Genomic DNA, 12,041 nt, shown 5'->3' with positions numbered 1-12,041 from the left:
GACTCCGAAAAAAACGTTTCCAACGTATGCAGATGGGTTGCAATGCAGCTTTTGCAACCCCCAAAAACTGGTGCCCTTTGCGGGAATCGGACCCGCGACCTCTCCCTTACCAAGGGAGTGCTCTACCACTGAGCCAAAAGGGCTTTATCTAACCATTCGCTTCCGGCGCCGAACCGGGTCTCTGGAGCGGGAGACGGGAATCGAACCCGCGTCATCAGCTTGGAAGGCTGGGGTTCTACCATTGAACTACTCCCGCATCAGGAGCACTCGAGGCACCCAAAGCGCGAAATCCAAACGCTCTTAGAAACCAAATTCATCGCTGGTGGAGAGGGCTGGATTCGAACCAGCGTACTCGTAAGAGGGCAGATTTACAGTCTGCTGCCATTAACCACTCGGCCACCTCTCCGGCGAACCTCGAAATATAGCACGGTTTTGTGACTACCCGGAAACCCATGCATCAACAAAGATGCAGGAAAACCGCTCGAGGCGTTAGCCCACGATTATCGCCTAAGTTTTCACCCCTCCGACCGCTGCGCCTCCCGCCAGGCGCGCGCTTCGCCGAAATGACCGCAGCCGATGAACGGCACGGGCGGCCGTTGAGCCGAAAGAGGCGACGGATGATTCGACATCAGCACCTTATGGCGCCTAACGTCAATCAACGCCCGCTTACTCTGAGCATGAGAGCCCCACAGCATAAAAACAACAGGTTTGGCGCCGTTTGAAACATGCTGAATGACGGCATCCGTCAGCACCTCCCAGCCACGCCCGGAATGGCTGGCTGGCTGGGCCTCCTCGACCGTCAGGCAGGTGTTCAGCAGCAGCACGCCATGGGTGGCCCACTTCACCAGGCTGCCGCCCGGATTCGGAAATGGCGGCGGCGCAGTCCCCAGGTCGCGCTGCAATTCCTTGAAGATGTTGCGCAGCGACGGCGGCAGCGCCACGCCGGGCGCCACGGAAAACGCAAGCCCCTCGGCCTGGCCGCGCCCGTGATACGGATCCTGCCCCAGGATCACCACGCGCACGTCTTCCGGCGGCGTGAGTTCCAGCGCCCTCAGCGGCTGCGGCGGAAAGATCACGGCGCCGGCGTCAAGCCGCTCGCGCAGGAAGTCTTGCAGCTTCTGCCCCACGGCACTGCCGAAGAACTCGTCGACCAGCGGCTGCCAGCCCGGGGCCACCGGCCAGTCGGCCGGATTGCTGCTCGACAGCTGATCGGGCCGGCTCATTTGAACAATGCAGCGAGGGCCTCGCCGGGTTCCTTGGCGCGCATGAAAGCCTCGCCGACCAGGAAGGCGTTGACGCCGGCCGCGCGCAAGGTGGCCACGTCCTCGCGCGTGCCGATGCCCGACTCAGTCACCGGCAGGCGATCGGCGGGCAGCTTCGGCAGCAGATCGATGGTCGCCTGTATCGACACCTCGAAGTTGCGCAGATTGCGGTTGTTGATCCCGATCAGCGCCGTCTTCAGCCCGAGCGCGCGGTCCAGCTCGGCCGCGTCGTGCACCTCCACCAACACCGCCATGCCCAGCCCGCGCGCGATGGCTTCGTAGTCCTTCATCTGCGCGTCGTCGAGGCAGGCGGCAATCAGCAGGATCGCGTCGGCGCCTATCGCGCGCGACTCGTACACCTGGTACGCATCGACGATGAAATCCTTGCGCAGCACCGGCAGCTCGCACGAGGCGCGCGCCTGCTTGAGATAGTCCACGCCGCCCTGGAAGAACTGCTTGTCGGTCAGCACCGAGAGGCAGGCCGCGCTGATCTCGCCATCGCCCTCGGCGTAGCTTTGCGCGATGTCGGCCGGAACGAAGTCCGCGCGCAGCACACCCTTGCTCGGGCTGGCCTTCTTGACTTCGGCGATCACCGCAGCCTGGCCTGCCGCGATCTTGGCTCGCAGCGCGCCTTCGAAGTCGCGCGTCAGCACGCGGCTCTCGGCGTCGAAGCGCACGGCTTCGAGCGGCGTGCGCTTCAGTGCCGCGGCTACTTCCTGGCGCTTGACGGCAACGATCTTGTCGAGGATGTCGGACATGACTTCTGGGTTTCCTGTTCTCTTGAAGCTCAGACGGTCGAGGAGGCCTTGACCAGCTCCGCCAGCTTGGCCTTCGCCGCGCCCGAGGCGATGGCGGCGCGCGAGCGCTCCACGCCCGCCTGCACCGAGTCGACCACGTTCGCCGCGTAAAGCGCCGCCCCTGCGTTAAGCAGCACGATGTCTAGCGCCGGGCCGGCCTGATTGTCGAGCACGGCCAGCAGCATCGCCTTCGACTGTTCAGGCGTTTCCACGCGCAGCGCGCGGTTGCTCGACATCTGGAAGCCGAAATCCTCGGGATGCAGCTCGTATTCGCGGATCTCGCCATCCTTCAGCTCGCCCACCATGGTCGCCGCGCCGAGCGAGATCTCGTCCATGCCGTCGCGCCCGTAGACCACCACCGCATGTTCGGCACCGAGCCGCTGCAGCGCACGCACCTGGATGCCCACGAGGTCGGGGTGGAACACGCCCATCAGGATGTTCGGAGCGCCGGCCGGGTTGGTCAGCGGCCCGAGGATATTGAAGATGGTCTTGATGCCCAGCTCCTTGCGAACCGGCGCGACGTTCTTCATCGCCGGATGATGGTTCGGCGCGAACATGAAGCCGATGCCGCACTCCTCGATGGAGCGCGCGATCTGCTCGGGCTTGAGGTTGATGTTCACCCCCAGCGACTCCAGCACGTCGGCGCTGCCCGACTTGCTCGACACGCTGCGCCCGCCGTGCTTGCTCACCTTGGCGCCCGCGGCGGCGGCCACGAACATCGAGCAGGTCGAGATGTTGAAGGTGTGCGAGCCGTCGCCGCCCGTGCCCACGATGTCCACGAGGTTCGTCGTGTCCTTCACCGGCACCTTGGTCGACACCTCGCGCATCACCTGCGCGGCGGCGGTGATCTCGCCGATGGTTTCCTTCTTCACGCGCAGGCCGGTGATCAGCGCCGCCATCATCACGGGCGAGCACTCGCCGCTCATGATGAGGCGCACGATGTGCAGCATCTCGTCGTGGAAGACCTCGCGGTGCTCGATGGTGCGCTGCAGCGCTTCCTGGGGGGTGATCATGGAAAGTCTCCTCGAAAAGAATCAGCGGCCGACGCGAACGGCGGCGGGCGCGTCGGTGAACGCGAGCTTGAGGCCGAAGCCGATGAACAGCACGCCGGCGGCGCGGTCGAGCCAGTGCATGCCCTTGCGCACAGCGCTGCGGCGCGCCATCCAGCCCGCCGCCAGCGCCCATCCCACGTTGACGGGAATGGCGTTGAGATTGAACAGCACGCCCAGCAGCACGAAGGCCAGCGCCGTGTTGCCGGTGCCCGGCGCAATGAACTGCGGCACGAAGGCCAGGAAGAACAGCGCGACCTTCGGGTTGAGCACGTTGGTCCAGAAGCCGCCCACGAAGATCGCCTTGAGGCTGCGCTCCCCGCTCACCGCCGCGGCGGCAGCGTCGAGATCGGCGGGCGGCGTGGCGCGCGACATCAGCATGCGCACGCCAAGGTACAGCAGGTAGGCCGCGCCGATGTACTTGAGCACGGTGAAGGCCCCGGCGGAAGTCGCCATCAGCGTGCCCACACCGATGGCGGCAGCGAAGATGTGCACGAAGCACCCTGTCGTGATGCCCAGCCCGGCCACGATGCCGGCGCGCGCGCCCGAACGCAGCGAATTCGTGACCACGTACAGCACGTCGGGCCCCGGCGTGAGGTTCAGCAGCCAGCCGGCGGCGATGAATGCGAGCAGATGCGGAAGATCGGGCATCGCGTTCTCGCCGTTTTCAGGATTTGGCGAAGAAGGCGCGGATCGCGGCAACGGCCCGGTCCACGCCGGCGGCGTCGACATCGAGGTGCGTCACGAAGCGCAGCCGGTAGAGGCCCGTCGCAAGAATGCCCTGCGAATTGAGGCTCGCCAGCAGCTCCGAAGAGCGCGCCTGCGCAGCACCGGTGAGATCGACGAACACGATGTTCGTGTGCGGCGCCTCCACCTTCAGCCCCTCGATGCCTTCGAGCCCCTGCGCCAGGCGCTGTGCCAGCGCGTGGTCGTCAGCAAGGCGGTCGACATGGTGGTCGAGCGCATGCGACGCCGCCGCGGCCAGCAGGCCGGCCTGCCGCATGCCGCCGCCAGCCATCTTTCGGATGCGGTGTGCGCGGGCGATGAACTCGCGCGAACCAACCAGCGCCGAGCCGATCGGCGCACCAAGCCCCTTGCTGAAGCACACCGACACGCTGTCGAAGCACTGCGCGATGCGGCGGGCTTCGGCGCGGATGTCGCCGCGCTTGTTCAGCGCGGCCTGCGCGGTCGCGGCGTTGAAGAGCCGCGCACCGTCCAGGTGTCGCTGCAGTCCCTTGCTCTTCGCGAGATCGGTCGCCGCCTGCACGTATTCGAATGGCAGCAGCTTGCCGCCCAGCGTGTTCTCCAGCGCTAGCAGCCGCGTGCGAGCGAAGTGCGCGTCGTCGGGCTTGATGGCCGCCTCGATCTGCGCGAGCGGCAGCGTGCCGTCAGGCGCGTGGTCGAGCGGTTGCGGCTGCACGCTGCCGAACACCGCCGCTCCGCCGCCTTCCCAGCGGTAGCAATGCGCCTGCTGGCCGACGATGTACTCGTCGCCGCGGCCGCAGTGCGACAGGATCGCGCACAGATTGCTCTGCGTGCCGGTGGGCACGAACAGCGCCGCCTCGAAACCCAGCATGGCCGCGATCTTTTCCTGCAGCGCGTTCACGCTCGGATCGGTACCGAAGACGTCGTCGCCCAAGGGCGCCGCCATCATGGCCTCGCGCATCGCGGGCGTGGGTTGGGTGACGGTGTCGCTGCGAAGGTCGACGAAGGAAGTGCGATCGGTGGTCATGGTGGTGGTCAATCCAGAAAGTTCTTGAGCATGGCGTGACCGTGCTCCGTCAAGATCGATTCCGGATGGAACTGCACGCCCTCGATGCGCACATCGTGCGCGAAGCCGGTGTGACGCACGCCCATGATCTCGCCGTCGTCGGTCCAGGCGGTGACAGCCAGCGCCTTCGGGCAGCTCTCGCGCTCGATGGAAAGCGAGTGGTAGCGGTTGACGACGAACCTCTGGGGCAGCCCCGCGAACACGCCTTCCTGCGTGGTCGTGATCTCGCTGGTCTTGCCGTGCATGAGCTGCTGCGCGCGCACGATCTTGCCGCCGAAGGCCGCGCCGATGGCCTGGTGCCCCAGGCACACCCCCAGGATGGGCAGCTTGCCCGCGAAGGCCTCGATGGCCGCCACCGACACGCCCGCCTCCGCCGGCGAGCAAGGCCCCGGCGACACCACCAGCCGCGTCACGCCCGAAGCGATCAGCTCGCCGATCTGCTCGACCGTGATCTCGTCGTTGCGATGCACCTGCACGTCCGCACCCAGTTCGCCGAAGTACTGGACGATGTTGTAGGTGAAGCTGTCGTAGTTGTCGATCATCAGGAGCTTCATTTTTCGAGGCCCTCCGAATCCGGACTTCCGAACGCAGAAGTCGCGAAGGTTTCGCAGAAATCGCAGAAGGAATTCAAAAAGAAGGTCTTCATAGCTTGTTCACCACCCGATGGATTCCCTTGACGACGGGGAAGGTATGGAAGTTGATCAGCAGGCCCAGCTTCATGCCGGAGACGCGCAGATACGACAGCAACTGCGCACGATGCGCCTCGCTGACGGCATCCATGGCCTTGAGTTCGAGCAGCACGCTGCCCTCGATCACGAAGTCTGCGCGGTATGCGATGCCCAGCGGGCGCCCCTTGTAGACCGCCTCGATCGGGACTTCGCGTTCGAACGCCAACTCGCGCTCATGCAGCTCGATCGCCATCGCAGCCGCATGGGCGCTTTCCAGAAGTCCCGTGCCAAGCACACGTTGAACTTCGACCGCCGCGCCGATGACATCGTGCGAACAGTCATTTTCAAAACCTGGCGGTTCCTTCTGCGACCTCTGCGAAACCTTCGCGCCCTCTGCGTTCGGCTGCCCGTATCCCACGCCACTCATTCCAACCCCTCCTCGACCAGTTCCGCCGCCCGCAGCAGCGCCCGAGCCTTGGCCTCGGTTTCCTTCCACTCCAGCTCGGGCACCGAGTCGGCCACCACGCCGGCCGCGGCCTGCACGTGCAGCATCTGGTCCTTCACGATGCCGGTGCGGATCGCGATGGCCACGTCCATGTCGCCTGCGTAGCTGATGTAGCCGCAAGCGCCGCCGTACAGGCCGCGCTTGGTGGGCTCCAGTTCGTCGATGAGCTCCATCGCATGCACCTTCGGCGCGCCGGTCAGCGTGCCGGCCGGGAAGGTGGCCTTGAGCACGTCGATGGCGGTCATGCCGTCCTTCAGCGTGCCTTCGACGTTGCTCACGATGTGCATCACGTGGCTGTAGCGCTCCACCGCGAAGGCTTCCGTCACTTTCACGCTGCCGGTCTTGGCGATGCGGCCGATGTCGTTACGCGCGAGGTCGATCAGCATCACGTGCTCGGCGCGCTCCTTAGGATCGTTGATGAGCTCCACCTCGGCCGCCTTGTCGAGCTCCAGCGACGCGCCGCGCGGGCGGGTGCCGGCCAGCGGGCGGATGGTGATCTTCTGCTCGCCCTCGCCGGTGTTCTCCTGGCGCACCAGGATCTCGGGCGACGCGCCCACCACGTGGAAGTCGCCGAGGTTGTAGTAGTACATGTAGGGCGACGGGTTCAGCGAACGCAGCGCGCGATACAGCGACAGCGGCGACTCCGTGTAGCGCTTGCTGATGCGCTGGCCCACCTGCACCTGCATGAAGTCGCCGGCGGCGATCATTTCCTTTGCGCGCTCCACGGCCGCGAGGTAGTCGGCCTTGGCGAAGCTGCGCTCGGGTGGATGCGGCTGCGTCGGCTTCACGATGGGCGCGCTCACCGAATACTTGAGCTTTTCCTTCAGCTCGCGCAGGCGGCGCTTGCCCACCGCATAGGCCTCGGGCTGCTTCGGATCGGCATAGACGATGAGGTACAGCTTGCCCGAGAGGTTGTCGATGACGGCCAGTTCCTCGCACTGCAGCAGCAGGATGTCGGGGCAGCCCAGCGCGTCGGGCGGGCAGGTCTTCTCGAGCTTGCGCTCGATGTGGCGCACGGTGTCGTAGCCGAAGTAGCCGGCAAGACCGCCGCAGAAGCGCGGCAGGCCCGGGCGCAGCGCGACCTTGAAGCGCTTCTGGTACTCGGCGACGAAATCGAGCGGATTGCCGCGGACGGTCTCGACCACCTGCCCGTCGGTCACCACCTCGGTGACGGCTTCGGCGCCGAAGCCGCTGGCGCGCAGCAGCGTGCGCGCCGGCAGCCCGATGAAGCTGTAGCGCCCGAAGCGCTCGCCGCCCACCACCGATTCGAGCAGGAAGCTGTGCTTGCCGCCGCCTTGCGAATGGGCCAGCTTGAGGTAGAGGGAAAGAGGAGTCTCGAGGTCGGCGAAGGCCTCGGCCATCAGCGGAATGCGGTTGTAGCCCTGGGCGCTGAGGCTCTTGAATTCAAGTTCAGTGATCACGGATTCGTTCTCCAGTTGCCTGCGGCGCTCCTTCGGCCGGCGGCAATGTCATTCACGGGTTGGCCCGGTGCCGGCGAGCGTGCCGGTCCCGAACCGCGGGCGCACGGCGTGCGCCGCGCAATCAAACAGTCAGCGAAGTATGGCGACGCCAGGGCCAGGCTCCCCGGCTGCCTTCACCTGTTTGAATGACGTGATGAACGAACATATGAGCTGCGGAGTTTAGCCCACGAAAACGCCCGAACGTGCAACCGGGCGCATCGGCGGTGGCTTTCAGGGTTCCCCCGAAGCCGAAAGAGTAGAACGAAAAGATACATTCGAACGACCGTTCGCAAATTCCAAGGAGACAGCGTTGACCGCCCTTCCGCTCACGACCGTGTTCCCTCGCCTCGCCCTGGCCGCCTGCCTCGCCGCCGCCAGCCTCGGTGTGCCGGCCGCACAGGTCGACGTAGGTGGCGTCAAGCTCGAAGACCAGATGGATCTGCGTGGCGCGCCCCTCGTGCTCAATGGCGCGGGCATCCGCTACAAGGCCATCTTCAAGGTCTACACGGCCGGCCTCTACGTGGGCAAGAAGGTGTCGACGCCCGAGGAAGCACTGGCCGCGCCCGGCCCCAAGCGCGTGGCCATCACGATGCTGCGCGACATCGACGCGAACGAACTCGGCAAGCTCTTCACCAAGGGCGTGGAAGACAACTCGCCCAAGAGCGAGATGGTCAACCTCATTCCGGGCCTGCTGCGCATGGGCCAGATGTTCGCCGACCAGAAGCAGTTGAAGACCGGCGACACCTTCACCATCGACTGGCTGCCCGGCACCGGCACGCTGATCACCGTGCGCGGCGCGCCCCAGCCCGATCCGATCAAGGAACAAGCCTTCTTCAACGCGCTGCTGCGCATCTGGCTGGGCCCGAACCCGGCCGACTGGAAGCTGAAGGACGCGCTGCTCGGCAAGCAGTAACTGGCGCTGCTACCGCGCGGCGGCCGGCGCCAACGCGGCCAGCGAATCGACGAAACCGTCGGCATCCACGCCGCGCACCGGCTCGCCGTGGTTGTAGCCGTAGGTCACCAGCACCACGGGACAACCCGCCGCACGCGCGGCGCGCGCGTCGTTGCTCGAATCACCGACCATCAGCGTGCGCGCGGGCGTCGTGCCCATCGCCTCGCAGGTCTTCAGCAGCGGCAGCGGATCGGGCTTCTTGCGCTCGAAGGCGTCGCCGCCGAACACAAGCTCGAAGAAGCCGTCGAGCCCCTTGTCGGCCAGCAGCGGCTTGGCGAACGAGGTCGGCTTGTTGGTGAGGCACGCCAGCCTCAGGCCTTGTGCGCGCAGCGCTTTCAGCCCTTCGATCACGCCGGGGTACACCGCCGAATGCCGCCCGTTGATGGCGAGGTAGTGATGCTGGTAACGCTCCCAGGCCCAGTCGAACAGCGCACGCGCCTTCGCGTCGGCCTCCGCTGCATCGGCGACGACCGGCCCCATCACGTGCACGAGCGCGGAATGGATCAGGTGCTCCGAGCCCTTGCCCACCATCTTCTCGATGGCGGAAGGCGCCACGTGCGGCAGCGAGAGATCGTCGAGCATGCGGTTGAGCGAAGCGGCGAAGTCGCCCAGCGTGTCGACCATGGTGCCGTCGAGGTCGACGATGGCGGCGTCGAAGCGGGTGCGGGAGAGGCTGATGGAGTTCAAGGACGCGCGAGCAGAGTTGCGAGGGATTCCCGGCACTCTATCCGAGCAGCACCCAAACCTCAGCGCCGCCGGAATCCAGACCGCAACGACTGCCCGCCTCCTGGCGTGGTCGAAGGCGGCCTCCGCCTCAGCCGCCCTCCTCGACGAAAGCCTCCTCGCGCTTGGAGCGTATGGACGGCAACAGCACGATCAGCAGCAGGATGAGCGCGGCGACCAGCAGGCCCGCCGAGATCGGCCGCGACACGAACACGCTCCAGTCGCCACGCGACAGCAGCAGTGCGCGGCGCAGGTTCTCCTCCATCATCGGCCCGAGGATCAGCCCCAGCAGCAATGGCGCCGGCTCGCAGCCCAGCTTGATGAAGGTGTAGCCCACCACGCCGAAGATCGCCACCAGCCAGATGTCGAAGACGTTGTTGTTGGTCGAGTAGACGCCGATGGCGCAGAACAGCACGATGGCCGGAAACAGCCACCGGTAGGGAATCGTCAGCAGCTTGATCCACAGCCCGATGAGCGGCAGGTTCAGGATCACCAGCATCAGGTTGCCGATCCACATCGAGGCGATCAGGCCCCAGAAGAGCTCCGGATTGCTGGTCATGACCTGCGGGCCGGGCTGGATGTTGTGGATGGTCATCGCACCGACCATCAACGCCATCACCGGATTGGGCGGAATGCCCAGCGTGAGCATCGGAATGAACGAAGTCTGCGCGCCCGCGTTGTTGGCGGCTTCAGGGCCCGCAACGCCGCGGATGTTGCCTTTGCCGAAGGTGACCTCGCCCGGCTTGAGCTTGATCTTCTTCTCCAGCGTATACGCGGCGAAGGCCGACAGCAGCGCACCGCCGCCTGGCAGGATGCCCAGGGAGGAGCCCAGCGCCGTGCCGCGCAGCACCGCGGGGAGCATGCGCCGGAAGTCTTCCTTCGTCGGCATCAGGCCCGAGACCTTCGCCGTGAACACCTCCCGCTCGTCCTCCGGCCTGGCCAGGTTGGCGATGATCTCGCCGTAGCCGAACACGCCCATCGCGATGGCGATGAACCCCAGGCCGTCCGTGAGTTCGGGGATGTCGAAGCTGTAGCGCGCAACGCCGGAGTTGACGTCGGTGCCCACGAGTCCGAGCAGCAAACCCACCATGATCATGCAGATCGCCTTGAGCAGCGAGCCCGAGGCCAGCACCACGGCGCCGATGAGGCCCAGGATCATCAGCGAGAAGTATTCGGCCGGGCCGAACTTGAAGGCGATCTCCGTCAGCGGAGGCGCGAACGCGGCCAGGATCAGAGTGCCCACGCAGCCTGCGAAGAACGACCCCAGGCCGGCCGCGGCAAGCGCCGGCCCTCCCCTGCCCTGCTTGGCCATCTGATGGCCGTCGATCACCGTGACCACGGAAGACGATTCGCCCGGCAGGTTCACCAGGATCGCGGTGGTCGAGCCGCCGTACTGCGAGCCGTAGTAGATGCCGGCCAGCATGATCAGCGCCGCCACCGGCGGCAGCGCATAGGTGGCGGGCAGCAGCATGGCGATGGTGGCCGTCGGGCCGATGCCGGGCAGCACGCCGATCAGCGTGCCCAGCAGGCAGCCGATGAATGCGTACAGGATGTTCTGCAGCGATACGGCCGTTGCGAAGCCGAGCGAGAGGTTGTTGATCAGGTCGGTCATGGTGCCTTCCCCCTTCAGCCGCTGATGAAGGTCGGCCAGACCTGAAACTGCAGCTTCAGCCCGACGATGAAGGTGAGGTAGCTGCCCACGGCCAGCACGGTCGCGAGGATCAGCGAAAGCTTCATCGAGAAGTTCGCCCCCGCCATGCAGGCGACGACGACGAGCGCGTAGATCGCGACGATCAGACCCATGGCCGGCAGCCCGATGTTGTGCAGGCCCGCCAGCAGGACTCCGAACAACAGGTTCGCGCCGATGATGAAGCCCAGCGGCTTCCATGCGATCTTTCCTACGGGATCTCCATCGGCGGTCTTCATGGTGAATGCGCTCGCGACCACCACCAGCCCCAGCACCGTCAGCAGCGTGCCGATGATCAGCGGGAAATAGCCGGGGCCCATGCGGGCCGCGCTGCCGACGTTGTAGTTGTTGGCCCCGATCGCGAAGGCCGCTCCGACGCAAGTGAACATGAGGCCGGAGAAGAAAGTCTTCTGGCTCTGGATCCGCATAGGCAATTTCTCTTTCCGATGAATGGATTTCGCCGCGCGCACCGCCGCAGGACAACGGCGCCGGACAAGGAGGATGCGTGCAACGGGCAGCGCGGAGGCGCGATGCCTCCTGGTCAGGTTGCAGACAGGTACCTCATGTTATGAGGTTTAATAGATCATGTTGTGAGTAATTACCCCATGCGTCTTCCGGGGGCGCTGCTACATTGGCCGCTTCGACACATGACACCAACAAGACGTCAATGGCCAGCCAACCGCGCAGCATCGAGAAGCACCAGCTCGAGGCGCTCTCCGACTTCAGATTCAGGCTGCGCAGCTTCCTGCGCTTCAGCGAGGACGCCGCGCGCGCCGAGGGCATCACCGTGCTGCAGTACCAGCTGATGCTCCACACCCAGGCCTTCCCGGGCCGGGAATGGGCGACGGTCAGCGAGATCGCCGAGCGCCTGCAGGCTCAGCTTCACGGCGTGGTCGCGCTCGTCTCGCGCTGCGAGGAAGCCGGCCTTGTCAAGCGAAAGCCCAGCACCACCGACCGGCGCCAGGTCGAGGTTCATCTGCTGGCAGCCGGGCGCAGGAAGCTGGAAAAGCTCGCGCTTCTGCACCAGGGGCAGATTGCCGATCTCACGGAGGTCGTTGCGCTTGTTGGAAAAGCCCGTAAATAGCCTCGGCATCCGTTTTCAGCGGAGTCCGAGTTCAGCTGTCGTGCGGCGATCGTGCCTCGCCGGGGTTTTCAAACTGTTTCAAA

The 12,041-nt window shown here is 65.6% G+C and carries 13 protein-coding genes and 3 tRNA genes; 2 read left to right on the top strand and 14 right to left on the bottom strand.

Features of this window, described 5'->3' with window-relative positions:
• Window positions 1–68: 68 nt before the first annotated feature.
• The 11 genes from EJP67_RS32170 to trpE form a co-directional block, all read right to left on the bottom strand.
• Window positions 69–143 (bottom strand) — tRNA-Thr (locus tag EJP67_RS32170).
• A gap of 39 nt (window positions 144–182) precedes the next feature.
• Window positions 183–256 (bottom strand) — tRNA-Gly (locus EJP67_RS32165).
• Window positions 257–320: 64 nt separating this feature from the next.
• Window positions 321–406 (bottom strand) — tRNA-Tyr (locus tag EJP67_RS32160).
• 109 nt (window positions 407–515) lie between these two features.
• On the bottom strand, window positions 516–1,223 hold the full coding sequence (locus EJP67_RS32155) for a uracil-DNA glycosylase (RefSeq protein WP_126025767.1): 708 nt from the start codon (window positions 1,221–1,223) through the stop codon (window positions 516–518).
• Window positions 1,220–2,020, bottom strand: a complete 801-nt coding sequence (trpC, locus tag EJP67_RS32150) for an indole-3-glycerol phosphate synthase TrpC (protein ID WP_126025766.1) — start codon at window positions 2,018–2,020, stop codon at window positions 1,220–1,222. The genes EJP67_RS32155 and trpC overlap by 4 nt, the downstream gene beginning before the upstream one ends.
• 29 nt (window positions 2,021–2,049) lie before the next feature.
• On the bottom strand, window positions 2,050–3,072 hold the full coding sequence (gene trpD, locus EJP67_RS32145; protein WP_126025765.1) for an anthranilate phosphoribosyltransferase: 1,023 nt from the start codon (window positions 3,070–3,072) through the stop codon (window positions 2,050–2,052).
• 21 nt (window positions 3,073–3,093) lie between these two features.
• A complete protein-coding gene (locus EJP67_RS32140; protein WP_126025764.1) occupies window positions 3,094–3,759 on the bottom strand; it encodes a LysE family translocator in 666 nt (221 codons plus the stop codon).
• A 16-nt stretch (window positions 3,760–3,775) separates the two neighbouring features.
• On the bottom strand, window positions 3,776–4,840 hold the full coding sequence (gene ltaE, locus EJP67_RS32135) for a low-specificity L-threonine aldolase (RefSeq protein WP_126025763.1): 1,065 nt from the start codon (window positions 4,838–4,840) through the stop codon (window positions 3,776–3,778).
• Between the two features lie 8 nt (window positions 4,841–4,848).
• Window positions 4,849–5,433, bottom strand: a complete 585-nt coding sequence (locus EJP67_RS32130; RefSeq protein WP_093208994.1) for an aminodeoxychorismate/anthranilate synthase component II — start codon at window positions 5,431–5,433, stop codon at window positions 4,849–4,851.
• An 88-nt stretch (window positions 5,434–5,521) separates the two neighbouring features.
• Window positions 5,522–5,974, bottom strand: a complete 453-nt coding sequence (locus EJP67_RS32125; protein ID WP_126025762.1) for a GxxExxY protein — start codon at window positions 5,972–5,974, stop codon at window positions 5,522–5,524.
• Complete coding sequence (gene trpE / locus EJP67_RS32120; RefSeq protein WP_126025761.1) at window positions 5,971–7,473, bottom strand: anthranilate synthase component I; 1,503 nt, start codon at window positions 7,471–7,473, stop codon at window positions 5,971–5,973. The genes EJP67_RS32125 and trpE overlap by 4 nt, the downstream gene beginning before the upstream one ends.
• 349 nt (window positions 7,474–7,822) lie before the next feature.
• Between trpE and EJP67_RS32115 the strand changes: the two genes are divergently transcribed.
• Window positions 7,823–8,425, top strand: a complete 603-nt coding sequence (locus tag EJP67_RS32115) for a chalcone isomerase family protein (RefSeq protein ID WP_126025760.1) — start codon at window positions 7,823–7,825, stop codon at window positions 8,423–8,425.
• Window positions 8,426–8,434: 9 nt separating this feature from the next.
• Here the strand turns inward: EJP67_RS32115 and EJP67_RS32110 are convergent, their stop codons facing one another.
• The 3 genes from EJP67_RS32110 to EJP67_RS32100 form a co-directional block, all read right to left on the bottom strand.
• On the bottom strand, window positions 8,435–9,088 hold the full coding sequence (locus tag EJP67_RS32110; RefSeq protein ID WP_240650850.1) for an HAD family hydrolase: 654 nt from the start codon (window positions 9,086–9,088) through the stop codon (window positions 8,435–8,437).
• A 190-nt stretch (window positions 9,089–9,278) separates the two neighbouring features.
• Window positions 9,279–10,799 carry a tripartite tricarboxylate transporter permease gene (locus tag EJP67_RS32105; RefSeq protein WP_126025758.1) on the bottom strand — a complete coding sequence of 507 codons (1,521 nt, stop codon included), beginning with the start codon at window positions 10,797–10,799 and terminating at the stop codon, window positions 9,279–9,281.
• Between the two features lie 14 nt (window positions 10,800–10,813).
• Entirely contained in the window at window positions 10,814–11,302 is a 489-nt protein-coding gene (locus EJP67_RS32100) for a tripartite tricarboxylate transporter TctB family protein (protein WP_126025757.1), read from the bottom strand.
• A 239-nt stretch (window positions 11,303–11,541) separates the two neighbouring features.
• On the opposite strand from EJP67_RS32100, the gene EJP67_RS32095 reads away from it, so the two are divergent.
• Complete coding sequence (locus EJP67_RS32095) at window positions 11,542–11,958, top strand: MarR family winged helix-turn-helix transcriptional regulator (protein WP_126025756.1); 417 nt, start codon at window positions 11,542–11,544, stop codon at window positions 11,956–11,958.
• Window positions 11,959–12,041 lie beyond the last annotated feature (83 nt).

Origin of the sequence: Variovorax guangxiensis, from assembly GCF_003952165.1 — a bacterium.
GTDB classification, from domain to species: domain Bacteria; phylum Pseudomonadota; class Gammaproteobacteria; order Burkholderiales; family Burkholderiaceae_C; genus Variovorax; species Variovorax guangxiensis.
Note: the sequence above shows the minus strand (reverse complement) of the source record. Positions and strands in the feature narration are given on the sequence as shown.

Bases quoted from the DNA above. Each gene is read 5' to 3' on its own strand.
- EJP67_RS32105 (WP_126025758.1), bottom strand. From the start codon at position 10,799: ATGACCGACCTGATCAACAACCTCTCGCTCGGCTTCGCAACGGCCGTA.
- trpD (WP_126025765.1), bottom strand. From the start codon at position 3,072: ATGATCACCCCCCAGGAAGCGCTGCAGCGCACCATCGAGCACCGCGAG.
- ltaE (WP_126025763.1), bottom strand. From the start codon at position 4,840: ATGACCACCGATCGCACTTCCTTCGTCGACCTTCGCAGCGACACCGTC.
- EJP67_RS32140 (WP_126025764.1), bottom strand. From the start codon at position 3,759: ATGCCCGATCTTCCGCATCTGCTCGCATTCATCGCCGCCGGCTGGCTG.
- trpC (WP_126025766.1), bottom strand. From the start codon at position 2,020: ATGTCCGACATCCTCGACAAGATCGTTGCCGTCAAGCGCCAGGAAGTA.
- EJP67_RS32095 (WP_126025756.1), top strand. From the start codon at position 11,542: ATGGCCAGCCAACCGCGCAGCATCGAGAAGCACCAGCTCGAGGCGCTC.
- EJP67_RS32130 (WP_093208994.1), bottom strand. From the start codon at position 5,433: ATGAAGCTCCTGATGATCGACAACTACGACAGCTTCACCTACAACATC.
- EJP67_RS32100 (WP_126025757.1), bottom strand. From the start codon at position 11,302: ATGCGGATCCAGAGCCAGAAGACTTTCTTCTCCGGCCTCATGTTCACT.
- EJP67_RS32110 (WP_240650850.1), bottom strand. From the start codon at position 9,088: ATGGTCGACACGCTGGGCGACTTCGCCGCTTCGCTCAACCGCATGCTC.
- EJP67_RS32155 (WP_126025767.1), bottom strand. From the start codon at position 1,223: ATGAGCCGGCCCGATCAGCTGTCGAGCAGCAATCCGGCCGACTGGCCG.
- EJP67_RS32125 (WP_126025762.1), bottom strand. From the start codon at position 5,974: ATGAGTGGCGTGGGATACGGGCAGCCGAACGCAGAGGGCGCGAAGGTT.